The following is a 23,913-nucleotide window of genomic DNA, read 5'->3' as shown; positions in this document are numbered from 1 at the left end:
TCCTCACTCCGGGGCGGTCCTTCCGGTGCCCGGTTTCAGAATCCATCCTAGGGAGGTTGGGGCCTCTGGTGGTGAACGCCTAGAAGCGTCCGTGCGTCGAAGCGACGGGGCAGTCGAAGCCGCGGCCTGCTGCCAGGCCTACGTCATTGAGGTATCTGACTACGATCCCGTAGGACTGCATCAGCGTGGTTTCCGTATAGGTGATGGAGTGCTTGGCGCAGAACTCGCGCACGATTTTTGTGGCCTTGTACAAGTGGGGACGAGCCATGTCCGGGAACAAGTGGTGCTCCACCTGACGGTTCAGTCCACCCAGGAGGAAGTCCATGAAGATGCCACCGGAGATATTCCGCGAGGTGAGGATCTGGCGGTTGAGGAAGTCCACCCGGCTGTCCTTGGGGAGGACAGGCATGCCCTTGTGGTTCGGGGCGAACGAGGCACCCATGTAGAAGCCGTAAACCATAATCTGTACACCCAGGAAGGCGAATGCCATTCCAATGGGCAGGAAGGTGAACGCCAGAACCGGGAGGGCGGCAAGCCTGGTGACCAGGATGGGCGTCTCTACCCAGCGGTGGCGTACTTTTTGCTTGCCGAAGACAAAGCGAAGGGAGTCGAACTGCAGGCTCAAGCCCAGGAGGGTCAGGAGCGGGAAGAAGAACCAGCCCTGCTTCTTGGTGAGGAAAGCCAGGCGGCCTTTACGCTCGGCTGCAGCGTCTTCGTAGAACACCAAGGCATTGTTCCGGATGTCCGGATCCTTGGAGATGACGTTGGGGTGGTTGTGGTGGGCTCCGTGCTTCTGTTCCCACCAGGAGTAGCTGATGCCGGCAACTCCGGTGGCAAGAAGGCGGGCGGACCAGTCATTGGCCCGGCGCGAAGCAAAGATCTGCTTGTGGCCTGCCTCGTGGGCAAGGAAGCTGAGCTGCGTGCACAGAATGCCAACGGCTGCTGCGATCAGGAGCTGGTACCAGGACTCGCCGATCAGTGCGAAGCCCAGCCAGGTGCCTGCCATGAGAAGCACCAAAGCCACGAAGACCCAGATGTAGAAGCCGCTACGGCGTTCGAGGAGTCCTGCTGCTTTGACGCTCTTGAGGAGCTCCGAGTAGCTCTGGACGACGGGATTTGGTTGAATTGCGCGAGCTTTGGGGCGCTCAGCGGTGGACGTGGGTGACATAAATGTGCCCCGTATCGCTAACGGGCAACGCTGCAGCCGACGTTCGGACTGCACGGTCTGGATCACCCTCCACTAAGCATACGGCTAATCTCCAAAATAATGAGACTTCTCACAACCGCATGCATAAATATCGGACAGCGTGAATATTCTTGCTGTACAGTGGAGTCATGACTATTTCTGTTGCGGTCTCAGGTGCCAGCGGCTACGCCGGGGGAGAAGTGCTGCGTCTGCTGGCAGGCCACCCGGATGTCACCATCGGTGCCATCACAGCTCACAGCAACGCCGGTTCCAGACTAGGGGAGTTGCAGCCTCATCTCCACGGTTTGGCCAGCCGGATTCTGGAAGAGACCACGGTGGAGAACTTGTCCGGCCATGACGTCGTGTTCCTGGCGTTGCCGCACGGTGCTTCAGCTGAGATCGCTGCACAGTTGCCGGAGGGGACTGTAGTGATCGACGCCGGCGCCGACCACCGCTTGGAGGACTCCGCGGCGTGGGAAAAGTTCTACGGTTCTGCCCACGCGGGTACCTGGCCCTATGGTCTTCCGGAACTCCCGGGCCAACGTGAAGCGCTGAAGGGTGCAACGCGCATCGCCGTTCCCGGGTGCTACCCGACGTCGGCCCTGCTGGCGCTGACGCCCGGGTTCGCCAACAATCTGCTCCTGACTGACGACGTCGTGATTGTCGCCGCCTCCGGGACCTCCGGTGCCGGCAAGGCTGCCAAGGTCAATCTGATTGGCAGTGAGGTCATGGGTTCCATGAGCCCCTACGGCGTGGGTGGCGGTCATCGCCACACGCCGGAAATCGAACAGGGCCTGTCCAATGCTGCCGGGGAGCCCGTCACGGTGTCCTTCACTCCCACGCTGGCCCCGATGAGCCGGGGCATCCTCACCACGGCCACGGCCAAAGTGGGGCACGGTGTGACCGAAGCCGAACTTCGCCAGGCCTGGGCGGATGCCTACGACGACGAACCGTTCGTGCACCTTCTCCCGGAAGGCCAGTGGCCCACCACCAAGTCGGTTCAGGGCTCCAACCACGCTGTGATGCAGTTGGCCTTTGACTCCCACACCGGCCGCGTGATTGTCACGTGCGCCATCGACAACCTCACCAAGGGGACCGCCGGCGGAGCCGTGCAGTCCATGAACATTGCTCTCGGCCTGGACGAAACCGCCGGCCTGAACCTGCAGGGAGTTGCACCGTGACCATTACCGCCCCCAAGGGATTCCGCGCCGCCGGCATCAAAGCCGGCATCAAAGCCTCGGGCAACCCGGACCTGGCCCTGGTAGTCAATGACGGACCTCAGAAGTCCGCAGCTGCGGTCTTTACCTCCAATCGAGTGGCTGCTGCCCCGGTTCACTGGTCTCGCCAAGTAGTCAGCGACGGCCGTGTGGATGCCGTGGTCCTGAACTCCGGAGGGGCCAACGCCTGCACCGGTCCGCAGGGTTTCCAGAACACCCACGCCACCGCCGAGAAAGTGGCAGACGTGCTGGGAGTCTCAGCTTCGGACGTCGTGGTGTGCTCAACCGGGCTGATCGGTGAGCAGTTGCCCATGGACAAGATTCTGCCTGGCGTCGAGGCTGCTTTCCGCGAACTGTCCGAGGATGGTGGCTCTGCGGCTGCCACAGCGATCATGACCACGGACAGTGTTTCCAAGCAAGCCGTGTTCACCGGCACGGACGCCCAGGGCAAGCAGTTCACCGTGGGAGGCATCGCCAAGGGTGCCGGCATGTTGGCGCCCGGGCTGGCGACGATGCTGGTGGTTCTGACTACAGACGCCGAGGTTCCGGCCAACGAGCTCGACGTCGTCCTTCGCGACGCCACGCGGGTCACCTTTGACCGGGCGGACTCGGACGGCTGCATGTCCACCAACGACACCGTAGTGCTGCTGGCATCAGGGGCCTCCGAGGCTCTGCCTTCTGCCGAGCAGTTGAGCGAGGCGGTCACCAACGTTTGCGCGGAACTGGCACGCAAGCTCATCGGGGATGCCGAGGGCGCCAGCCACGACATCGCTATCCGTACCTTCAATGCCGCCAGTGAGCGCGACGCTGAAATCGTCAGCCGCAGTGTTGCTCGCTCCAACCTCTTCAAGGCCGCGATCTTCGGCAAGGACCCCAATTGGGGTCGCGTACTCTCCGCCGTGGGAACCACTGACGCCGTCTTCGAGGCGGACCAGCTCAACGTCGCCATGAACGGTGTGCAGATTTGCCGTAACGGCGCAATCGGCGATGACCGCAATCTGGTGGACTTGGAACCGCGCGAAGTTTTGGTCGAAATCGACCTGCAGGCCGGGGACGCCGAGGCCACCATTTGGACCAATGACCTCACGCACGATTACGTGCACGAGAACAGCGCATACTCGAGCTGAGCGGATGACAATGACTGCGCACACCCGCGAAACGAACTCGATGAGCGACGCCCAGGACAAAGCCGGCACCCTGATTGAAGCCCTGCCTTGGATCCAACGTTTTGCCGGCACCACCATGGTGATCAAGTACGGCGGAAACGCCATGGTCAACGAGGACCTCCGCCGTGCCTTCGCGGAGGACATCGTGTTCCTCCACCATGTAGGCATCCATCCCGTGGTGGTCCATGGCGGCGGACCCCAGATCAACGCGATGCTGGGGAGGCTTGGCATCGAATCCGAGTTCAAGGGCGGCCTCCGCGTCACTACGCCCGAGGCCATGGACGTGGTCCGTATGGTTCTCACCGGCCAGGTGGGCCGCGAACTGGTAGGCCTGATTAACTCGCATGGTCCCTACGCCGTGGGCATGTCCGGGGAAGACGGCGGCCTCCTGCGCGCCGTTCGCACCGGAACCGTGGTTGATGGCGAAGAGGTGGACCTCGGCCTGGTGGGTGAAGTAGTGGGCGTGGATCCCGACGGCATCACAGACATTCTCGACGCCGGCCGTATTCCGGTGATCTCAACGGTAGCCCCCGAAATTCTCGACGACGGAACCGGCTCCGGTCCTACGACGGGTCAAGTCCTCAACGTCAACGCCGATACCGCGGCCGCTGCCGTCGCTTCGGCCTTGGGTGCCAGCAAGCTCGTCATCCTGACCGACGTCGAGGGCCTGTACGCCAACTGGCCGGACAAATCATCGCTGATTTCCTCGTTGACGGCAACAGAACTTCGCGCAATGCTGCCCAAACTCGAATCCGGGATGATCCCCAAGATGGCCGCCTGCCTCAAGGCAATCGATGAAGGCGTGGAACGCGCACACATAGTGGACGGCCGCCTGGCCCACTCCATGTTGCTGGAAACCTTCACAACAGCGGGCATCGGCACCCAAGTAGTACCCGACGAGGAAGTGAACGCATGAGCGAAACTGTTGGCCTCAACCCGACCGGCGATGGACCCCCCGCCCGCTTCGCGGTGCCCGACCACACCCGGGGGTCCATCGCCGGATCGGAGGCCAAAGCTTCCGTCATGACTGGAGTGAGTAATGGCGCGGAGTGGCTTGCCCGTTACTCGTCCTCACTCATGGGTGTCTTTGGCACTCCGCAGCGGGTTCTGGTGCGTGGTGCGGGTTGCCTGGTGTGGGATGCTGACGGCAAGGAATACCTGGATCTCCTCGGCGGCATTGCAGTGAATGCCCTGGGCCACGCGCACCCCTTTGTCACGTCGGTGATTTCCAGCCAGCTGGCTACGCTGGGGCACGTCTCCAACTTCTTCACGAGCCCCACGCAGATCGCGCTCGCAGAAAAACTACTGGCCATCTCCAACGCACCTGCAGGTTCCAAGGTGTTCTTTGCCAACTCCGGTACTGAAGCCAACGAGGCTGCGTTCAAGCTGGCCCGCCGAAACAATGACGGCGGTAAGCGCACCAAGATCATCGCGCTGGAGGGTGCCTTCCACGGCCGGACCATGGGTGCTTTGGCGCTCACAGCCAAAGAGGCTTACCGTGCGCCGTTCGAACCACTGCCCGGTGGTGTGGTCCACCTTCCGTTCGGTGACATCGAGGCCTTGCGTGCCGCCGTCGACGATTCCACCGCAGCTGTTTTCCTGGAGCCCATTCAGGGCGAAGCGGGTGTACGGCCCCTGAGCGCCGAATACCTGCAGGCAGCCCGTGAAGCTACCACCGCGGCCGGCGCGCTGTTGATCCTGGACGAGGTACAGACCGGCATCGGCCGCACCGGCAAGTGGCTCGCCAGCGAAGACGCCGGAATTGTTCCCGACGCAGTGACGCTCGCCAAGGGTCTTGGCGGCGGATTCCCGGTGGGTGCCTTGGTCACCTTCGGAAGTGCGACGTCGGCCCTGCTCACCGCAGGGCAGCACGGCACCACTTTTGGTGGGAACCCGGTGGCAACGGCCGCCGCACTGGCCACGCTGCACGCCATCGAAAGCCAGGGTGTGCTTCACAACGTGCTGACGGTGGGCGCTCACCTTCGTGAGGGACTGGCTGCGATCGAGGCTGTTACAGAAGTCCGGGGTGAGGGTCTGCTGATTGGTTTCGATGTGAACGCCGACGTCGCCCCCGCCATGGTGTCCGCTGCTTTGGATGCCGGCTTCATCATCAACAGCCCGGGCCCGCGGACCATCCGCCTCGCCCCTCCGCTGATCCTGACCATCGATCAGGCGGACCGCTTCCTGGAAGCTCTCCCCGCCTTGATAGCCACGGCTACCGCCCAGACTGCTAAGGACGCACAGTGAGCACGTCAACCACCCGTCATTTCCTGAAGGATACGGACCTGAGCCCTGCCGAGCAGGCTGAGGTCCTGGAACTCGCAGTCCGGATGAAGGCCGCGCCCTACAGCGTGCAGCCCTTCGCAGCGGAGGGCAACGGCCGCAAAACGGTGGCCGTGATCTTTGACAAGACCTCCACCCGCACGCGTGTTTCTTTTGCCACCGGCATTGCGGATATGGGCGGCAATGCCCTGATCATCAACCCCGGTGAAGCGCAGATCGGCCACAAAGAATCCGTAGAGGACACCGCGAAGGTCCTTGAGCGCATGGTCTCCACCATTGTGTGGCGGACGGGTGCGCATTCGGGCCTGGTGGCCATGGCGGAAAACTCCAAGGTTCCCGTCATCAATGCCCTGTGCGATGACTACCACCCTTGCCAACTCCTGGCTGACCTCCTGGCCGTCAAAGAGCACAAGGGCGAGCTAGCCGGGTTGAGCATGGCGTACCTGGGTGATGCCGCGAACAATATGGCCAACTCCTACCTGCTGGCAGGTGTCACGGCCGGAATGCACGTGCGCATCTCGGGCCCCGAGGGCTACCTGCCGGCGCCGGAAATCGTGGCTGCAGCGGAAGAACGCGCTGCAGAGACCGGCGGTTCCGTGTTGATCACCAGCGACGCCGCTGAAGCCCTTAAAGGCGCAGACGTGGTGGCAACAGACACGTGGGTTTCCATGGGACAGGAAGCTGAGAAGGAAGCCCGGCTGCAGTTGTTCCGCGACTACTCAGTGGATGAGGCCGCCATGGCACAGGCGGCACCGGACGCCGTGGTGCTTCATTGCCTCCCTGCATACCGCGGCTATGAAATTTCTGCTGGTGTGATTGACGGGCCGCAATCGATCGTTTGGGACGAGGCGGAGAACCGCCTGCACGCCCAGAAGGCCCTGATGGCTTGGCTGATGCACCGCTCCGGTCTGGCCTTTGTAGACGGTCTCTCGCCGGTAGAGGGTACCGGAGAGAGCACGTTCTAGTGTCCACCAACCCGTCCGTCCCGGGCGCCAGCCCGGCCACCAAGACTGCCCGCCAGGCGCGCATCACGGCGATCCTGACTGGTGAGTCCGTGCGTTCCCAGGCAGAGCTTGCAGCTCTGTTGGCGGACGACGGCGTCATGGTCACCCAAGCCACGTTGTCCCGCGACCTCGTGGAACTGGGCGCAGTCCGGGTCCGGGGCAAAGAGGGAGCCCTCGTTTACGCTGTCCCAGGGGAAGGCGGCGACCGCAACGCCAAGAGCGGCGTGACTCAGGAAATCCTGGACGCGCGGCTGGCCCGGCTTTGTGGCGAACTCCTGGTCACCGCAGAAGCTTCGGGCAACATCGTGGTGCTCCGCACCCCGCCCGGAGCTGCCAACTTCCTGGCCCTGGCGGTGGACCACTCGGTGATGCCGTCAGTATTGGGTACGATCGCAGGCGACGACACTTTGCTGCTGGTCGCACGGGATCCTGATGGCGGGGCTGAACTGGCGGCGCGTTTCCTGCGCATGGCCGAAGAAGCCGGGCCTGGCAACTAATTGATCTTTTTCAGCATTGATTCACACAGCATTGATTCGAATGAACCAAGCAACAACAAAGGAGCACTCTCGTGACTGAGCGCATTGTTCTGGCCTACTCCGGTGGCCTTGATACTTCCGTAGCCATCGGCTGGATCGGTGAAGCCACCGGCGCCGAGGTCATCGCCGTGGCCGTGGACGTCGGACAGGGCGGCGAGTCCCTGGAGACCATCCGCCAGCGCGCCCTCGGTTGCGGCGCCGTCGAGGCTTACGTGGCCGACGCCCGTGATGAGTTCGCCAACGAGTACGCCATGCCCACCCTGAAGGCGAACGCCCTCTACCAGGGCCACTACCCGCTGGTCTCGGCCATCTCCCGCCCGGTGATCGTCAAGCACCTCGTGAAGGCTGCCCGTGAATTCGGCGCCACCACGGTTGCCCACGGCTGCACCGGCAAGGGCAACGACCAAGTCCGCTTTGAAGTCGGCATCCAGACCCTCGGCCCGGACTTGAAGTGCATCGCACCTGTTCGCGACCTCGCCCTGACCCGCGACAAGGCCATCGCCTTCGCCGAGGAAAAGGGACTGCCGATCGAAACCACAAAGAAGAACCCGTACTCGATCGACCAGAACGTCTGGGGACGCGCCGTCGAGACCGGTTACCTTGAGGACATCTGGAACGCGCCCACCAAGGACATCTACGACTACACCGCTACCCCGGAATTCCCCCCGGCACCGGATGAGGTCACCATTTCCTTCCAGGCCGGCGTGCCGGTAGCCATCGATGGCGTGAAGGTCACCCCGCTGCAGGCCATCCAGGAACTGAACCGCCGTGCAGGTGCCCAGGGCGTCGGCCGCATCGACGTCGTGGAGGACCGCCTTGTTGGCATCAAGTCCCGCGAAATCTACGAAGCTCCGGGTGCCATGGCGCTGATCACCGCGCACAAGCACCTCGAGGACATCACCATCGAGCGCGAGCAGGCCCGCTTCAAGGCCACTGTGGGCCAGCGCTGGTCCGAACTGGTGTACGACGGTCAGTGGTTCTCCCCGCTCAAGCGCTCCTTGGATGCCTTCATCGAAGACACCCAGCAGTATGTTTCCGGTGACATCCGCATGGTTCTCCACGGTGGCCAGGCAATCGTCAATGGTCGCCGCTCGGAGACCTCGCTGTATGACTTCGACCTCGCCACCTACGACACCGGTGACACCTTCGACCAGTCCATGGCACGCGGCTTCATCGAACTGTGGGGCATGTCCTCCAAGGTTGCCTCCGGCCGCGACCTGCGGGTTGCCGGCGAATGACAAGCGCCACAAACGAAGGTGCTCTGTGGGGCGGCCGGTTCGCCGGCGGCCCCGCGGATGCGCTGGCTGCTCTGAGCAAGTCCACCCACTTTGACTGGCGGCTTGCCCGCTACGACATCGCCGGTTCCAAAGCGCACGCCCGCGTGCTGGCAAAGGCCGGACTGTTGGACGACGCCGAACTGAAAGGCATGCTCGCCGCCCTCACCCAGCTGGACGAGGACGTCGCGAGCGGTGCCTACCTGCCGGCTGAGAGCGACGAGGACGTGCACGGTTCCTTGGAACGTGGCCTGATCGAGCGCGCCGGAACCCAGCTGGGTGGCAAGCTCCGTGCAGGCCGTTCCCGGAACGATCAGGTGGCCACCCTTGGCCGCATGTTCCTACGCGACCACGCCCGGATCATCGCCAGCGGTGTTCTTGCCACCATCGACGCCCTCGTCGAGCAGGCCAAGGCCCACCACGGAGTAGCCATGCCGGGACGGACGCACCTGCAGCACGCCCAGCCTGTGTTGCTGAGCCACCACTTGCTGGCCCATGCCTGGGCTTTACTGCGCGACGTTCAGCGTCTCCAGGACTGGGACAAGCGCGCAGGTGTTTCGCCGTATGGTTCGGGTGCGTTGGCTGGTTCGTCCCTCGGCTTGGACCCTGAGGCTGTTGCCGCTGATCTGGGCTTCTTCTCGGCCGTCCACAACTCGATCGACGGCACCGCCTCGCGCGATGTCTTTGCCGAGTTCGCCTGGGTATGTTCCATGATTGGCGTGGACCTGTCCAGGATCTCCGAGGAAGTCATCTTCTGGGCAACCAAGGAGTTCTCCTTCGTCACGCTGCATGACTCGTACTCCACGGGGTCTTCGATCATGCCGCAGAAGAAGAACCCGGACGTTGCCGAACTCGCCCGCGGCAAGGCAGGCCGCCTCATTGGTAACCTAACCGGGCTGCTCGCGACGCTCAAGGGACTGCCGCTGGCGTACAACCGCGATCTGCAGGAAGACAAGGAACCGGTTTTCGACGCCGCAGACACCCTGGAGCTGTTGCTTCCGGCCGTGTCCGGGATGATCGCCACGCTGAAGTTCAACACTGAGCGCATGGAGTCCCTTGCTCCGCAGGGCTTCGCGTTGGCCACGGACATTGCCGAATGGCTCGTCCGCCAAGGGGTTCCGTTCCGTGAGGCTCACGAGCTCTCCGGTGCTGCCGTCAAGCAGGCCGAGGGCCGTGGCGTGGAGCTGTGGGACCTGACGGACGAGGAATACGCAGCAATCTCGGAGCACCTGACTCCCGAGGTCCGCAGCGTCCTCAGCACCAAAGGTTCGCTCAACAGCCGCAACTCGCAGGGCGGAACGGCCCCGGCCGCCGTCGAACGCCAGTTGCTTGCCTTGGAAGCGGAACTGGACGCAGTACGGTCTTACGCAGGCTAAAACGCTCCTGTGGGACGGCACACCACGTGCTGTCCCACAGGCGTTTAAGCGTGCGTTAGCATGGCGCTATGACTCAGATCACCCCTGAGGCGTTGCCCGCAGAGCTTCACAAAGCCGCCGGCACCGTCACCCGCCTCCTTGCCAAACTGGACGACTCATCCGTTGCTGAACAGTCGAAGCTTCCAAGCTGGACTCGGGGCCACGTCCTGGCCCACCTGACGGGCATCTCCAACGCCATGACGCGGCAGCTCGAATTCGCCCGGCGCGGCGAAACCGTGGAACTGTACGACGGCGGCATGGACGGCCGTAACAAGGCTATAGAACTTGCCGCTGGACACAGCCTCGCCAAACATACTGAGGCTGTTACCGCTGCCGTGGATGCGGCGGTCGCTGCTTTTGACAGTTTGGGACCGGACGATTGGCAAGCGCGCATCGCCTACCGGGACGGGACCGTGTTCGACGGCGGGCTGGCGCTGTGGCGCGAACTGACCATCCATGCCTCTGATCTGGGTTTGGGCTTCGGACCGGAGACCTGGAGCCGGCCGTTCTGCGAACACCTGATCGGGTTCCTCGCCGCACGCGTTCCTGATTCCTACAAATTTGTCCTGCAACCCACGGGACTGCCGCAACTGAGCATCGGTAACGGCGGGACCTCCATTGCCATCACCGGCATGCTGACCGACATCGCCGCGTGGCTTGCCGGCCGCGAGCCCAACCTTGGAAGCCTGCGTGCCACCGCAGCCGCTGATGGAGTAGATCTGCCGGAGCTCCTGCCCTGGCCGGCACCCCAACCCGCGCCCCGCTGACATCGCACGCTCACGTCCCGCGTGTTTGAGCTGGTCGCTCGCTCACGTCCCGCGTGTTTGAGCTGGTCGCTCGCTCACGTCCCGCGTTATTTGCCCTTGCTCTTCGTCGCTGCTGCCCGCCACAGGTGCATGGTTGCGTATGAACGCCACGGGCCCACCTCGGTGAAGTCCGGGCTGAGCCCGGCGCCCGCCGGCAGGGCCTTCAAGCCGTTCCGGACCGCGGCGTCATTGGCCAGGAACACATCGGGGGCCCCGAGGACGCGCATTGCCACGTAGCCAACAGTCCACGGCCCCACGCCCGGTAGGGGAAGCAGCTTCCGCTCAAGGCCTGGCAGGTCGTCGCCGTAGCCGAAATCAAGTGTTCCGCAGGCCATGGCTTCGGCCGCGGCCACGATGGAGTCGATCCGCCGTTGTGGCCCACGGAGAAGGGCGCGGCCGTGTTCGGCGAGCTCAACCGCCGTCGGGAACAAGCGCTCCAAGCCCGGCCCCGGGCCATCCACGGGGGAGCCGGCTGCGGACAATTGGGTGAGGGCGGTCCGGGCAGCAGCCACGGTTATCTGTTGTCCGATCATGGCCCGGATGAGCAGTTCGTGGGGATCCACAGCCCCGGGAACCCGCATCCCCGGAGTCGCGGCGACGCTGTCCCTCAGCCGCGGATCCGTTGCCAGGGCCGCATCGATTGCCTGGGGATCGGCGTCCGAGTCGAACAACCTCCGGACCCTGCTCAACAGTGCCGGGAGGTCGTGAAGGTCCAAGGCGGTGGCCGTGAGTTGCAGCGGTTTCCCGGTAGCTGAGGGATCGTAGGAGACTGAGAAGGAGGCGCTGCCCCGCGGTAAGCGCAGGGTACGGGCATAGGTCCGGCGTCCGTAGGACTCGGTTCCATCGGTCGAGGTGCCGGTCGCTTCCATTCCCGCTGACTCGATGCCGGCCACCGCTCGAACTGCCAGGAAATCGAAGATGCCCGGATCGAAGGGTTCCCTGTAGGGCAGGTTCAGCGTCAGCGCCACCGGGGCCCGCCCGGAAGCGCCGGTAACCCGGCGAGTGCCGGCCTTCGCACCGCTGGCCCGCACCGCCGTCGGCGTCATCGCAAAAACCTCGCCGATGGTGTCGTTGAATTGCCGCACGCTGTTGAATCCGGATGCGAAGGCAACGTCGGCCAGCAACATGTCAGTGGAGACCAGCAGGGTCCTGGCTGTTTGTGCCCTGCTTGCCCGCGCCAGCGACAATGGACCGGCGCCGAGCTCGTTGCTCAGGATGCGGTTGAGTTGACGGGCGGAGTAGCCGAGGCGGTGTGCGAGGCCGTCGACGCCCTCGCGTGTGATCACGCCGTCGTTGATCAGCCTCATGGCGCGGCCGGCGATGTCGGAGCGAATATTCCATGCCGGCGTTCCCGGGACAGCCTCGGGCAGGCATCGCTTGCAGGCGCGGTAGCCGGCTTCGTGGGCAGCTGCGGACGTTTCATAGAAGGTGACGTTGGCAGCCTTGGGCGTGCGGGCCGGGCACGATGGCCGGCAGTAGATGCCGGTGGAGCTGACGGCTGTGAAGAATTGACCGTCGAACCGGGTATCCCGTGCGTCGATTGCCCGGTAGCGCTGCCAGAAGTCCATGCCTTCATCCTGCCAGCCGCGCGAAGCCCGTGCTAGCGGAAATCGGACATGGCCGTTAGTGGGTTTCTTGCTAGTGTCTGGTCATGAGTTCGTCCATTCCCAACGAAGTCAGCAAACCGGCCGAGGTACGCAGATTCCTCGAGGGCGATCCCCGGATCATCGCCCCGCAGTTACTTGGTGCGGTCCTGACTCATCACTCGGAGGCCGGTCCCGTTTCGGTGAGGCTTACCGAGGTTGAGGCGTATATGGGACCGCGCGATTCAGAACACCCGGACCCCGGCTCTCACACCTTTGGTGGACCCACCGCCCGGAACGCGCCCATGTTCGGACCGCCGGGATTCCTTTATGTCTACTTCACTTATGGCATGCACTACTGCGCCAACATAGTCTGCGGTCCCGATGGATCAGCGTCAGCATTGCTCCTCCGGGCCGGCGAAATTGTGGACGGGGAGGGGCTGGCCGCCCTTCGCAGGCCGGCATCCAAGGCCCACAAGGATCTGGCGAGCGGACCTGCCCGGCTCGCCTCCGCATTGGGACTCACGACGGCGGACACTGGACGTGACGCGCTCGCCCCACCCTTTGGCTTATGGTTGCCGGCGACCCCCGCAGCTGCCGTCGCCAGCGGACCACGGGTGGGCGTTGCCGGTCCGGGAGGAAGCACTGAATACCCGTGGCGCTTTTGGATTGAAGACGATCCCACGGTGTCCAAGTACAAGGCAGCCAGGCCCAGGACCCGTAACACTGCCGTGTGACGTTCACCGACCCCACACGTTTACCAAAATCGCTGTAGAATGGACGGTCTGTCTTTTGCGATAGGGGTTACGGTTCGATGCACGACGCTGATTTGGTCCACGAGCAGGAATATGTTGCCGGGCTGTACGCCCGGCTCGATGAGCTGCGCGCTGAAAAGCGCGCCCAGCTGGCGCAGGTGCGCAAGGCCGGCGCGGTGGGAACCATGCAGAACGTCTCAGAGCGGGACGCCTTCGCGGCGCTGTACGAAGACCGCCTGGCCCAGCTCGACGCCGTCGATGACCGCCTGGTCTTCGGCCGCCTCGACCTCGACTCCGGCGAGGCGCAGTACATCGGCCGCATCGGGCTCTCAACTGCCGATCTGCAGCGTCTTATGGTCGACTGGCGCGCCCCGGAAGCCGGGCACTTCTACCAAGCCACCGCGTTCGACCGCCAAGGCGTGCGCCGTCGTCGCCACCTGATCCTGCAGGGGCGCGACGTGAAAGCGATTGAAGACGACGTCCTGGACGCCGGGATGCTTGCTGACAACGACTCCCTCCAGGGCGAAGGCGCGCTGCTGGCCGCGCTCAATTCCAAGCGCACCGGCCGGATGTCGGACATCGTGGGCACCATTCAGTCCGAGCAGGACCGGATCATCCGTTCCTCCATTTCGGGCGCGTTGGTAGTCCAAGGCGGTCCCGGAACAGGCAAAACGGCCGTGGCCCTGCACCGCGCCGCTTACCTGTTGTATACGCACCGCGAGCGGCTCAAGAGCGCCGGTGTCCTGCTCGTGGGGCCGTCGTCGTCCTTCATGCACTACATCGAGCGCGTGCTGCCGTCCCTCGGTGAGACCGGAGTGGTCATGGCCAGCCTCGGACGCCTCATGCCCGGCATCAACGCCATCCCCGAGGAAGATGCCGATGTTGCCGCCCTCAAAGGCAAGCTGGACATGGCAACCGTGGTGGCTAACGCCGTGGCCAACCGGCAGCGGACACCTGCGGAGGACCGCATCCTCGAAGTGGATTCGCGGAAGCTGACACTGTCAGTACGTCAGGTACGCCGAGCCCGGGAAAAGGCCCGGGCCACGGGAAAGCCACACAACGAAGCGCGGCTCACGTTCGTCAAGATTCTCCTGCGTGAGCTCACCGAACAGCTGACGGACCTCGTGGAGGAAGGCAACATTGGCAACAACGCTGATCGCGCCTACTTGGCAGAAGATGTTCGTTCCGCCCGTGACGTGCGCATTGCGCTGAATCTCTGCTGGATGCCGATGACGCCTGAGAAGCTCATCTCTGAGCTCTTCAGCAAGCCGGCCATCCTGGAAGCCTGCACCCCGCACCTGACCCCGGAACAGCGCGCCCTGCTGCAGCGTCCGGTGGATGCGCCGTGGACCGAAGCAGATGTTCCGCTGCTGGACGAGGCTGCAGAGTTGCTGGGTGAGCTGGATCCGGCCGCCGGCAGGGGACTGGCCCAGCAGGAAGCCGACCGCGCCCGCGATCTGGCCAACGCGAAGCAGACCCTCGCCAACATGGAAGCGATGGGCGTGGATGTGCTGGTCACGGCTGAAGAACTTGCCGAGCAGAACCAGGAACGTGAAGGTCGGCTGACCGCTGCCGAACGTGCCACGAGCGACCGGTCCTGGGCGTTCGGGCACATCGTGGTTGACGAGGCACAGGAACTCTCGCCCATGCAATGGCGGCTTCTGGTGCGGCGTTGCCCGCTGAAGTCCTTCACGATTGTGGGCGACATCGCCCAAACGAGTGCAGCGGCCGGTGCGAACTCGTGGCAGAGCGCACTGGCGCCGTCGTTCGGTGACCGCTGGACGCTGGAAGAACTCACCGTCAACTACCGCACGCCCTCGCAGATCGCCGAAGCTGCTGTCCGAATGGCCAACCGCGCCGGCCTGGTTGTCTCGGCCCCCAAGGCCGTCCGCGAAGGCAAATGGTCGCCCGTTGTGGACCATGTGGCCGAGGGTGAAATCGTCAGGCGCCTGGTTGAAGTCCTGCCGGAGGAAGTGGAAGCGATCGACGGCGGCCTGCTGGCTGTCATCGCCGACGGACCATTGCTGCCGCAGGCCACCGCCGCGCTGCGCGAGGTCTACGGACGCCGCATCGGCAGCGGCGCAGGCAGCTACCAACAAGACATCGTGGTGATCAGCCCCAAGGAAGCCAAGGGCCTGGAATTCGACGGCGTTGTGGTCCTGGAACCGGCCGCCATGTTGAACCACGAGCACGGTAAGGTGGGCGACCTCTACGTCGCCATGACCCGGGCAACGCAGCGTCTGCGCCTCATCGCAGCCGCACCGGTGCCCGCCGGCATCGAGCGCTAAGAAAATTGGACCCTTCAACCGGTGCTAACTTAGATCTCGTGTCACACGTAAACAACCTCGAGTCCCAGCACAACGATCCCGCCTTTGCCAACGTCTGGCAGGAGCTCAAATGGCGCGGCCTGGTCCACGTTTCCACTGATGAAACTGAACTGGAAAAACTGCTCGCCGGGGACCCGATCACGTATTACTGTGGCTTCGATCCCACGGCGCCATCGCTGCACCTGGGCAACTTGGTGCAGCTGCTGGTGATGCGTCGACTGCAGCTTGCCGGGCACAAGCCGCTGGGTTTGGTTGGCGGCTCCACCGGCCTGATCGGCGACCCGCGTCCGACGGCGGAACGCACCTTGAACACCAAGGACACGGTTGCTGAGTGGGTTGGCTACCTTCAGGGCCAGGTGCGCCGCTTCCTCAGCTTTGAGGGCGAAAATTCTGCCCGCATGGTGAACAACCTCGACTGGACTGCACCCCTGAGCGCGATCGATTTCCTTCGGGAAATCGGCAAGCACTTCCGCGTTGGCACCATGCTCCGCAAGGATGCCGTCGCGTCGCGGCTGAACTCCGACGAAGGCATCAGTTACACGGAGTTCAGCTACCAGATCCTCCAGGGCATGGACTACCTTCAGCTCTTCCGCGACTACGGCTGCGCTCTGCAGACCGGTGGCTCGGACCAGTGGGGCAACCTCACCAGTGGAACCGAACTGATCCGCAAGGTGGAAGGCAAGAGCGTGCATGCCCTGGGTACGCCGCTCATCACCAACTCCGACGGCACCAAGTTCGGCAAGAGCGAAGGCAACGCCATCTGGCTGGACCCGGACATGTGCAGCCCGTACACGTTCTACCAGTTCTGGCTGAACACTGCTGATGCTGATGTGGTTGATCGTCTGAAGGTGTTCACCTTCCTGTCCCGCGCCGAAATTGAAGCCCTTGGCCAGACCGTGGAAGAGCGTCCGTTTGCCCGTGAAGGCCAGAAGAAGCTCGCCTTCGAAGTGACGTCCCTGGTGCACGGAGTCGACGCTACCGAAAAGGTCATCGCCGCTTCGGCTGCACTTTTCGGCAACGGCGACCTCACCGTATTGGACGAGCGGACTCTTGAAGCAGCCACTGCCGAGCTTCCCTCCGCGACGATCGGTGCGGACGGCCTCGGCATCATCGACCTCCTGGTCGCTTCGGGCCTTTCGGACAGCAAATCGGCAGCTCGTAGAACAGTTGGCGAAGGCGGTGCATACGTGAACAACACCAAGGTTTCCGATCCCGACGCCGTCATTGCCCGCGATGAACTGCTTCTCGGGCGCTACTTGCTCCTTCGCCGTGGCAAGAAGAACCTGGCCACCATTGAGGTCACAGCCTAGGTTCTCGTTTCCATTCCGTTCCAAAAGGGCCGGCACCTTCACAGGTGCCGGCCCTTTGCGTTCCAACGTGCTTCCGAGTGCAGAGGTTGCCGCCGGTGGTTGAGGGCGGCGGTGGCGTCTGGGCTGTGGTGGCGGCAGCCTGTGTTGAGGGCGGCGGTCATCCTCTGCGCGCTCGGTCATTCTTCCCTTGGACGCGCGCTGCCGGATGACCGCCCCTTCCGACGCTCGCTCACTTCCCTCGGGTTTGGTCTGGACGCTCGTGCAGGTCCCTCGGGCTTGTTGTCGACGCTCGCTCATTTCCCTCGGGTTTGGTCTGGACGCTCTCTCACTTTTGGTGGGGGAGCGTTGTGGTTTAAGGGTTCGACGGCGGTGGTTGGGTTTGGGGTTTGGGTTTGGGGGCGGGTGTGTGGGTGGTTGGTTGTGTGATGGGCTTCACGGGAAGTTGTTGGTGGGTTTTTGGGGTGGTTTTGGGGGGTTGTGGGGTTGTTTTCCNAAGTGAGCAGAAAGTACGACGCCGGGCCGGTCGCCTTTCGGTGACCGGCCCGGCGTCGTGCATCTCGGTTGGGTGACCCGACGAGCTAGGGGACGTGCCGCTCTTCGGGTCCGTTGTATTCGCTCAACGGGCGGATCAACGAGTTGGAGGCTACCTGTTCCATGACGTGGGCGGTCCAGCCGGTAATGCGGCTGGCTACGAACAACGGCGTGAACGTTTGGGTGTCGAAGCCCATGAGGTGGTACGTGGGGCCGGCCGGGTAGTCGAGGTTGGGCTTGATGGCTTTGGCCTCGTCCATGGCCTGTTCCAGTCCGTTGTAGAGGCCCAGGAGTTCAGGCCGGCCGTAGTGGGCGATCATCTTGTCCAAGGCGGCTTTCATGGTGGGCACGCGGGAGTCGCCGTGCTTGTACACCCGGTGTCCGAAGCCCATGACCTTCTTCTTCTGAGCCAGGGCCTCTTCCATCCATGCCTTGGCACGGGTGGCGGCTTCTTCGAGGGATTCTTCGCTGCGGATGCCGATCTCATCGAAGGTGTGCATCACAGCTTCGTTGGCGCCGCCGTGCAGCGGACCCTTCAAAGCGCCGATCGCGGCGGTCACCGCTGAGTGCAGGTCAGAGAGCGTGGAGGTGACCACACGGGCGGTGAAAGTGGAGGCGTTGAAGGAGTGCTCGGCGTACAGAATCATGGAGACGTTGAATGCCTCCACCACTTCAGGGACCTGCTCTTCGCCGAAGGTCATCCACAGGAAGTTCGCCGAGTAGTCCAGGTCCTCTCGGGCTTCTACTGGTTCCTGGCCACGACGGCGGCGTTGGTCGTAGGCGACCACTGCGGGCATGGCAGCCCAGAGGTCGATTGCCTTCTTCATGTTTGCCTCGGGCGAGGAATCCTCGGCCAGTTCGTGCCGGGCGCCGAGCACGGAGGCAGCCGTTTACGGCGGTCATAGCGTGGGGGAAACGCCCGGTCCCATTCCGAACCCGGAAGCTAAGACCCACAGCGCCGATGGTACTGCACCCGGGAGGGTGTGGGAGAGTAGGACACCGCCGGACAACCATTAACGGGAAGCCCCGACCACACGGTCGGGGCTCCCCGCATTTAACAACCAAAACCGGAAGACACCAATTTGCGTAGTCAATATTGCTGTTGAGACTGTCCTCCGGCTTGATGACAGAGCCACCGGTAGGGGATACCTGGACACCTTGCGCTGTTGTGAGACTTGCCACGGGACACCCGAAAGCTGTCTTCGGCGTTCGGTCGCTGAGTGTGGGTCGAATAGAATTGAATCAGACATACGAGTCGGTAGCTGAGCGCTGCCGGCGGCGTGACAACGAAATAAGGGTTATGAGCGACTACGCACGCGCCAGTGGTCGGCTCGCAACAGGAGGAATCCACCATGGCTGAGCACAACGGCGGCAATCGCGGCGGCAATCGCGGAAACTTCGGAGGGAACCGGGACGACCGCGGTTCGTACCGCCCCAACAACAATTCCGGCGGAGACCCCCGCGGGTTCCGTTCCAGGGAGAACCGGGACGGCAATGATCGTCCAGCTCGTGATGGCGAGCGTCGTCCCTTCAACAATGACCGTAACGATCGTCCCGCTCGTGATGGCGAGCGTGGTCCGTTCAACAATGACCGCGGTGACCGCAAGCCCTTCGGTGATCGCCCCGAGCGCGGACCGCGGAACTTCGATGCTCCCCGCCGCGACAGTGATGATCGTCGTCCGTTCAACAACGACCGCGGTGACCGCAAGCCCTTCGGTGATCGTAATGACCGTCCGGCTCGTGATGGCGACCGTCGTCCGTTCAACAACGACCGCGGTGACCGCAAGCCCTTCGGTGATCGTAACGATCGTCCGGCTCGTGATGGCGACCGTCGTCCGTTCAACAACGACCGCGGTGACCGCAAGCCCTTCGGCGATCGTAACGATCGTCCGGCTCGTGATGGCGAGCGTCGTTCCTTCGGCGGCGACCGCGGTGACCGCAAGCCCTTCGGCGACCGCCCCGAGCGTGGACCGCGGAACTTCGATGGTCCCCGCCGCGACAGTGATGACCGTCGTCCGTTCAACAACGACCGCGGTGACCGCAAGCCCTTCGGTGATCGTAACGATCGTCCGGCCCGTGATGGCGAGCGTCGTCCGTTCAACAACGACCGCGGTGACCGCAAGCCCTTCGGCGACCGCCCCGAGCGCGGTCCGCGGAACTTCGATGGTCCCCGCCGCGACAGTGGCGACCGTCGCCCGTTCAACAATGACCGCGGTGACCGCAAGCCCTTCGGCGACCGCCCCGAGCGCGGTCCGCGGAACTTCGATGGTCCCCGCCGCGACAGTGACGAGCGTCGTCCGTTCAACAACGACCGTGGCGGTTCGTGGGAAGAACGTCCGGCCAGGGTTCCCAACGCCAAGGACATCCGTAGCGCCAACCGTCCTGACCGCGAACGTTCACCTGAAATTGATGAGGACGTCACGGGTAAGGAACTCGACCGCGCCACGGGCCACCAGATCAAGACCCTCGAGGAACAGAGCGCAGGGTGGGTTGCCAAGCACCTGGTCATGGCTGGCCGTCTGATCGACATCGAACCTGAGCTCGCCTTCCAGCACGCCCTTGCCGCAAGCCGCCGCGGTGGACGCCTTTCGGCGGTACGCGAGGCGGTTGGCCTGACGGCTTACGCGGCAGGCCACTACGGTGAGGCTCTGCGTGAATTCCGTACGTACCGCCGCATCAGTGGTTCAAACGTGCACTTGCCGGTGATGGCAGACTGCGAGCGTGGCCTTGGCCGCCCCGACCGTGCACTGGACATGGTCCGTTCACCCGAAGCCCAGGATCTTGACGCTCCGGGCAAGGTTGAGCTCGCGATTGTTGCCTCAGGTGCCCGTGCAGACCTCAAGCAGTTTGATGCTGCCGTGAGTGAGCTTGAGATCCCGCAGTTGGACCTCAACCGGGCCTTCTCCTACAGCCCCCGTCTCTTCCGCGCATATGCTGAAGCTTTGACCGCGGTGGGTCGTACTGAGGAAGCGGACAAGTGGGCCCGTCAGGCGCTCGTAGCCGAGAATGCCTTGGGCGTGGGCGACTTTGCTGAACCCGAAATCCTTGACCTTGGCTGGGATGAGCAGGAAGAAGCAGCCGCTCGCAAGCCGCGCTTCGAGAAGCCGGCTCCGGACGCCGACGTCGTAAAGCCGGAAACGGTCATTGTTGAGGCTGCGGCAGCGGACGTCGAGCATGACGAGGTTGAGCTTGATGATGCCGAGTCGGATTACTTCGAGTCAGACGACGCAGAGTCGGACATCGATTCAGCAGAAGAAGACGATTCAGTTGACGTCGATACAGAGGTAAAGGACGAAGAAACCGAGAACGAGGGCTCCGACTCCCAGCATGGCTGATTCACTGATCTCATCTTTTGATGCTGTACTTTCGGATCTGGATGGAGTGGTCTATGCAGGACCACACGCCATCCCCGGTGCTGTGGAGGCGTTGCAGCGGCTGCAAACCGTGGGTGTTGGCCTTGGGTATGTGACTAATAATGCTTCGCGCACCCCGGCCCAGGTCGCCGCGCATCTGCGCGAGCTCGGTGCCCCGGCGGAGGACCATCAGGTGGTCAGTTCCTCGCAGGCGGCAGGGGAGCTTATGGCTTCCATGCTGCCTACGGGGGCGCACGTTCTCATCACGGGCAGCGCAGCATTGGCCCATGAGATCGAATTAGTAGGACTTAAGCCGGTGCACAGTGCAGCGGAGTCCCCGGTTGCCGTAGTCCAAGGCTTCAACCCTGAGATTGGTTGGAAGGATTTGGCTGAGGCATCTTATGTGGTGGCCGGGGGAGCCATGTGGTTCGCCACCAACACGGACATGTCCATCCCGCAGGCCCGGGGGATGGCGCCGGGGAATGGAACGTTGGTGGCCGCCGTGGCGGCTGCCACGGGTAAGACTCCCTTGGTGGCGGGCAAGCCTGAAGCGCCTCTGTTCCACGCAGCGGCCAATCGGCTTCAGTCCGATCGGCCGTTGGTTGTGGGGGACCGTTTGGACACCGACATCCTGGGCGGCAACCGTGCAGGATTTGCGACGGCGGCCGTCCTCACCGGGGTGGACACCACCTACACCATCCTTGCCGCCCGGACTGATGAACGTCCGGATTACCTTTTGGCGGACCTGGAGGGCCTATACGCGCCGTATCCGGGAGCCATCAACGACGACGGTACGTTCCGTTGCGGTGCAGCCTCGGCTGTTGCCGGGAACGGTACCGTCACCGTCACGGGTGACGAGGGCGACCTCGACTCTTGGCGCGCCGCTTGCGCTGCCTGGTGGGCGGAAGTTCCCGACACGGATGTGGCAAGGGCCCCGCAGTTGGAATGGCGCAATCACTAGACTGATGCGATGACCGAGCCCCAACATTCCGAGCCCTCACGTCCTGAGCCGGGAGCTTCTGAATCGGAAACTCCTGAGCCGGAACAGCCGGAACAGCCGGAACAGCCGGAACAGCCGGAAGGTCCTGCGGTGCAGTGGCCGGACGCGCCGAGTCCCACAGGCGATCCCCTGGTGGACAGGGCCTTGGCCCTGCTGGACGGAGTCAGAGAGTCGCCCGTTCCGGAGCATGGAGAGCTGTACGCCCGCATCCACGATGGTCTGTTGGAAGCTTTGGACGCGGAACCCGGGCTTCCGGTAAACCCTAAGAGCATCCCCCGCCCGGAAGGCGAGCGCTAAAGCATGCCAAGACTTGATCAGGAACTCGTCACCCGTGGGCTGGCGAGGTCACGTACCCATGCCGCCAAACTCATCAGCGACGGCAAGGTCAGCTCGGGAGGCCAGGTCCTCAGCAAAGCCGCACATCAAGTGGACGCGGAGACGGAGTTGGCTGTTGAGTCGCATTTGGAGGACATTTACGTCAGCCGCGCCGGGCATAAGCTGGCCGGCGCGCTGAAGGCGTTCCCCGGCGTCGAGGTTTCCGGAAGGCGGTGCCTGGACGCCGGGGCTTCCACGGGCGGTTTCACTGACGTCCTCCTCAGGGAAGGTGCCGCACAAGTGGTGGCAGTGGACGTGGGGCACGGCCAGCTGGTCCCGCAACTGAGGGATGATCCCAAAGTGGACGTCCATGAAGGCCTCAACGTCAGGTATATGACCCCGGAACAGATCGGCGGTCCGGCCGCTTTGACGGTGGCCGATTTGTCCTTCATTTCCTTGACGCTGGTCCTGTGGCCGCTGGCCCAATGCACGGAGCCGGGCGGCGATATGGTGATGATGGTCAAGCCGCAGTTCGAGGTTGGCAAGGAGCGACTCAGCCGAACCGGCGTGGTGTCTTCGGAGAATGAACGACGCCGGGCGGTGGCCCAGGTGGCCCACGCCGCTGTGGATGCCGGCCTTGAACTTATGGACCTGGCGGCCAGTCCGCTTCCGGGCCAGGACGGAAATGTTGAATACTTCCTGTGGATGAAGCGCAGGATGTCCACGGTGTTGCCTAAGATCGAAGAGCGGGACGAGGACGTTGCTGCGTTGATCAAGAAACTCTGGCCGAACCACTAGAAAGCAGATCCGATGAGCAGGCGTGTACTTGTCCTTGCCCACACAGGGCGGGAGGAATCGCTCCGCGCAGCGTGGGATGCCTGTACGCAACTGCATGCCTCCGGCTTGGTTCCCGTGCTGCAAAAATCCGAACTCGCAGATATTGAGCGTTTCTTCGGTGCCCTTGATACGCCAATCGAGATCCTCAATGATCACGTCAATCTGGAAGACGTGGAGCTGGTGATGGTCCTTGGGGGCGACGGCACCATCCTTCGCGCGGCTGAGCTGGTCCGTGAGGTGGACGTCCCGCTGTTGGGCGTCAACCTGGGGCATGTGGGCTTCCTTGCCGAAAGTGAACGTGCGGACCTTGCGCAGACGGTGGAGTGGATTGCCAGCCGTCAGTACACGGTGGAAGAACGCATGACCATTGATGTCCAGGTGTGGGTCAAGGGCCAAAAGATTTGGCACACCTGGGCTTTGAACGAGGCCGCAATTGAAAAGGCCAACCGGGAACGCATGTTGGAAGTTGTCACCGAAGTTGATGAGCGTCCTTTGACGTCGTTCGGTTGCGATGGCGTCGTCCTCGCTACGCCCACGGGCTCCACGGCCTATGCCTTCTCTTCAGGAGGGCCAGTTGTTTGGCCTGAGGTGGAGGCGTTGGTCATAGTTCCCATCAGTGCCCATGCACTCTTTGCCAAACCCCTGGTGGTGTCTCCGCGTTCGAAACTGGCCGTGGAAATCATGAACCGCACCGAGGCTTTGGGGGTCCTGTGGTGCGATGGCCGGCGTTCGGTGGACTTGCCGCCCGGAGCCCGTGTTGAAGTAACGCGTTCTGCCACCCCGGTACGGCTTGCCCGGACCCACAAGACTCCGTTCTCGGCGCGCTTGGTCCGCAAGTTCCAGCTTCCCATCCACGGCTGGCGTGGCCCGGCCCCTCGGAGCGGTGAAGTCCACACCGGTCCCATACCCGTCATCCGGACCCTGTCACCGGCTCCCTTGCCCAGTCCCCGGGACTCCGAAACGTCCCAGGACTCGGGGCAAGGTGGGCCATCAGATCCCACGAATGCGAAGTGAA

Annotated in this window: 19 protein-coding genes, 1 rRNA gene and 1 pseudogene; 18 read left to right on the top strand and 3 right to left on the bottom strand. The window is 63.4% G+C overall.

Annotated elements, in window-relative coordinates; genetic code table 11:
- Positions 1-79: 79 nt before the first annotated feature.
- Positions 80-1,168 (bottom strand): fatty acid desaturase family protein, encoded by a 1,089-nt coding sequence (locus tag BACI9J_RS13760; protein WP_159734873.1) that lies wholly within the window; start codon positions 1,166-1,168, stop codon positions 80-82.
- Between the two features lie 167 nt (positions 1,169-1,335).
- Between BACI9J_RS13760 and argC the strand changes: the two genes are divergently transcribed.
- The 9 genes from argC to BACI9J_RS13715 all read left to right on the top strand — a co-directional run bounded on the left by argC (position 1,336) and on the right by BACI9J_RS13715 (position 10,848).
- Complete coding sequence (argC, locus tag BACI9J_RS13755) at positions 1,336-2,367, top strand: N-acetyl-gamma-glutamyl-phosphate reductase (protein ID WP_159734872.1); 1,032 nt, start codon at positions 1,336-1,338, stop codon at positions 2,365-2,367.
- Entirely contained in the window at positions 2,364-3,530 is a 1,167-nt protein-coding gene (gene argJ / locus BACI9J_RS13750) for a bifunctional glutamate N-acetyltransferase/amino-acid acetyltransferase ArgJ (protein WP_159734871.1), read from the top strand. The genes argC and argJ overlap by 4 nt, the downstream gene beginning before the upstream one ends.
- A 10-nt stretch (positions 3,531-3,540) precedes the next feature.
- Entirely contained in the window at positions 3,541-4,485 is a 945-nt protein-coding gene (argB, locus tag BACI9J_RS13745; protein WP_159734870.1) for an acetylglutamate kinase, read from the top strand.
- A 107-nt stretch (positions 4,486-4,592) separates the two neighbouring features.
- A complete protein-coding gene (locus tag BACI9J_RS13740; protein ID WP_159736476.1) occupies positions 4,593-5,816 on the top strand; it encodes an acetylornithine transaminase in 1,224 nt (407 codons plus the stop codon).
- On the top strand, positions 5,813-6,817 hold the full coding sequence (argF, locus tag BACI9J_RS13735) for an ornithine carbamoyltransferase (protein WP_159734869.1): 1,005 nt from the start codon (positions 5,813-5,815) through the stop codon (positions 6,815-6,817). The genes BACI9J_RS13740 and argF overlap by 4 nt, the downstream gene beginning before the upstream one ends.
- Complete coding sequence (locus tag BACI9J_RS13730) at positions 6,817-7,353, top strand: arginine repressor (RefSeq protein WP_159734868.1); 537 nt, start codon at positions 6,817-6,819, stop codon at positions 7,351-7,353. Before argF ends, BACI9J_RS13730 begins: the two co-directional genes overlap by 1 nt.
- A 71-nt stretch (positions 7,354-7,424) precedes the next feature.
- Positions 7,425-8,630 (top strand): argininosuccinate synthase, encoded by a 1,206-nt coding sequence (locus BACI9J_RS13725; protein ID WP_159734867.1) that lies wholly within the window; start codon positions 7,425-7,427, stop codon positions 8,628-8,630.
- Positions 8,627-10,042: an argininosuccinate lyase gene (gene argH / locus BACI9J_RS13720; RefSeq protein ID WP_159734866.1), complete on the top strand. Its 1,416-nt coding sequence runs from the start codon at positions 8,627-8,629 to the stop codon at positions 10,040-10,042. Before BACI9J_RS13725 ends, argH begins: the two co-directional genes overlap by 4 nt.
- Positions 10,043-10,110: 68 nt before the next feature.
- A complete protein-coding gene (locus tag BACI9J_RS13715) occupies positions 10,111-10,848 on the top strand; it encodes a maleylpyruvate isomerase family mycothiol-dependent enzyme (RefSeq protein WP_159734865.1) in 738 nt (245 codons plus the stop codon).
- Positions 10,849-10,934: 86 nt separating this feature from the next.
- Here the strand turns inward: BACI9J_RS13715 and BACI9J_RS13710 are convergent, their stop codons facing one another.
- Positions 10,935-12,455, bottom strand: coding sequence for an AlkA N-terminal domain-containing protein (locus BACI9J_RS13710; protein ID WP_159734864.1), 1,521 nt, complete (start codon positions 12,453-12,455; stop codon positions 10,935-10,937).
- A gap of 83 nt (positions 12,456-12,538) precedes the next feature.
- On the opposite strand from BACI9J_RS13710, the gene BACI9J_RS13705 reads away from it, so the two are divergent.
- From BACI9J_RS13705 to tyrS, 3 genes are all read left to right on the top strand, one after another.
- Positions 12,539-13,207, top strand: a complete 669-nt coding sequence (locus BACI9J_RS13705; RefSeq protein ID WP_159734863.1) for a DNA-3-methyladenine glycosylase — start codon at positions 12,539-12,541, stop codon at positions 13,205-13,207.
- A gap of 77 nt (positions 13,208-13,284) precedes the next feature.
- Entirely contained in the window at positions 13,285-15,513 is a 2,229-nt protein-coding gene (locus BACI9J_RS13700) for an ATP-binding domain-containing protein (RefSeq protein WP_159734862.1), read from the top strand.
- A 38-nt stretch (positions 15,514-15,551) separates the two neighbouring features.
- Positions 15,552-16,862, top strand: coding sequence for a tyrosine--tRNA ligase (tyrS, locus tag BACI9J_RS13695; RefSeq protein ID WP_159734861.1), 1,311 nt, complete (start codon positions 15,552-15,554; stop codon positions 16,860-16,862).
- Between the two features lie 578 nt (positions 16,863-17,440).
- On the opposite strand, the pseudogene BACI9J_RS13690 reads toward tyrS, so the two are convergent.
- Positions 17,441-18,283: pseudogene (locus BACI9J_RS13690) on the bottom strand (citrate/2-methylcitrate synthase); the annotation flags it as partial.
- A 1-nt stretch (position 18,284) separates the two neighbouring features.
- On the opposite strand from BACI9J_RS13690, the gene rrf reads away from it, so the two are divergent.
- From rrf to BACI9J_RS13660, 6 genes are all read left to right on the top strand, one after another.
- A 5S ribosomal RNA gene (gene rrf, locus BACI9J_RS13685) occupies positions 18,285-18,401 on the top strand.
- Positions 18,402-18,745: 344 nt separating this feature from the next.
- On the top strand, positions 18,746-20,728 hold the full coding sequence (locus tag BACI9J_RS13680) for a hypothetical protein (protein ID WP_159734860.1): 1,983 nt from the start codon (positions 18,746-18,748) through the stop codon (positions 20,726-20,728).
- Positions 20,721-21,707: an HAD-IIA family hydrolase gene (locus BACI9J_RS13675; RefSeq protein WP_159734859.1), complete on the top strand. Its 987-nt coding sequence runs from the start codon at positions 20,721-20,723 to the stop codon at positions 21,705-21,707. Before BACI9J_RS13680 ends, BACI9J_RS13675 begins: the two co-directional genes overlap by 8 nt.
- A gap of 9 nt (positions 21,708-21,716) precedes the next feature.
- Positions 21,717-22,043, top strand: coding sequence for a hypothetical protein (locus BACI9J_RS24365; protein ID WP_236558691.1), 327 nt, complete (start codon positions 21,717-21,719; stop codon positions 22,041-22,043).
- A 3-nt stretch (positions 22,044-22,046) separates the two neighbouring features.
- On the top strand, positions 22,047-22,859 hold the full coding sequence (locus tag BACI9J_RS13665) for a TlyA family RNA methyltransferase (protein WP_159734858.1): 813 nt from the start codon (positions 22,047-22,049) through the stop codon (positions 22,857-22,859).
- A 12-nt stretch (positions 22,860-22,871) separates the two neighbouring features.
- Positions 22,872-23,912, top strand: coding sequence for an NAD kinase (locus BACI9J_RS13660; protein ID WP_159734857.1), 1,041 nt, complete (start codon positions 22,872-22,874; stop codon positions 23,910-23,912).
- Position 23,913 lies beyond the last annotated feature (1 nt).

The organism is Arthrobacter sp. 9V (assembly GCF_902506065.1).
In the GTDB taxonomy this organism is placed as follows: Bacteria; Actinomycetota; Actinomycetes; order Actinomycetales; family Micrococcaceae; genus Arthrobacter.
The sequence above is the reverse complement of the archived record's forward strand: the minus strand, read 5'-3'. Positions and strand labels throughout refer to the sequence as shown.

What these genes read in the sequence shown, in the direction of transcription:
- BACI9J_RS13715 (WP_159734865.1), top strand. Translation starts at nt 10,111, where the DNA reads ATGACTCAGATCACCCCTGAGGCGTTGCCCGCAGAGCTTCACAAAGCC.
- BACI9J_RS13710 (WP_159734864.1), bottom strand. Translation starts at nt 12,455, where the DNA reads ATGGACTTCTGGCAGCGCTACCGGGCAATCGACGCACGGGATACCCGG.
- argC (WP_159734872.1), top strand. Translation starts at nt 1,336, where the DNA reads ATGACTATTTCTGTTGCGGTCTCAGGTGCCAGCGGCTACGCCGGGGGA.
- argB (WP_159734870.1), top strand. Translation starts at nt 3,541, where the DNA reads ATGACTGCGCACACCCGCGAAACGAACTCGATGAGCGACGCCCAGGAC.
- BACI9J_RS13660 (WP_159734857.1), top strand. Translation starts at nt 22,872, where the DNA reads ATGAGCAGGCGTGTACTTGTCCTTGCCCACACAGGGCGGGAGGAATCG.
- BACI9J_RS13665 (WP_159734858.1), top strand. Translation starts at nt 22,047, where the DNA reads ATGCCAAGACTTGATCAGGAACTCGTCACCCGTGGGCTGGCGAGGTCA.
- BACI9J_RS13760 (WP_159734873.1), bottom strand. Translation starts at nt 1,168, where the DNA reads ATGTCACCCACGTCCACCGCTGAGCGCCCCAAAGCTCGCGCAATTCAA.
- BACI9J_RS24365 (WP_236558691.1), top strand. Translation starts at nt 21,717, where the DNA reads ATGACCGAGCCCCAACATTCCGAGCCCTCACGTCCTGAGCCGGGAGCT.
- argH (WP_159734866.1), top strand. Translation starts at nt 8,627, where the DNA reads ATGACAAGCGCCACAAACGAAGGTGCTCTGTGGGGCGGCCGGTTCGCC.
- BACI9J_RS13740 (WP_159736476.1), top strand. Translation starts at nt 4,593, where the DNA reads ATGACTGGAGTGAGTAATGGCGCGGAGTGGCTTGCCCGTTACTCGTCC.
- BACI9J_RS13675 (WP_159734859.1), top strand. Translation starts at nt 20,721, where the DNA reads ATGGCTGATTCACTGATCTCATCTTTTGATGCTGTACTTTCGGATCTG.
- BACI9J_RS13680 (WP_159734860.1), top strand. Translation starts at nt 18,746, where the DNA reads ATGGCTGAGCACAACGGCGGCAATCGCGGCGGCAATCGCGGAAACTTC.
- BACI9J_RS13705 (WP_159734863.1), top strand. Translation starts at nt 12,539, where the DNA reads ATGAGTTCGTCCATTCCCAACGAAGTCAGCAAACCGGCCGAGGTACGC.
- BACI9J_RS13700 (WP_159734862.1), top strand. Translation starts at nt 13,285, where the DNA reads ATGCACGACGCTGATTTGGTCCACGAGCAGGAATATGTTGCCGGGCTG.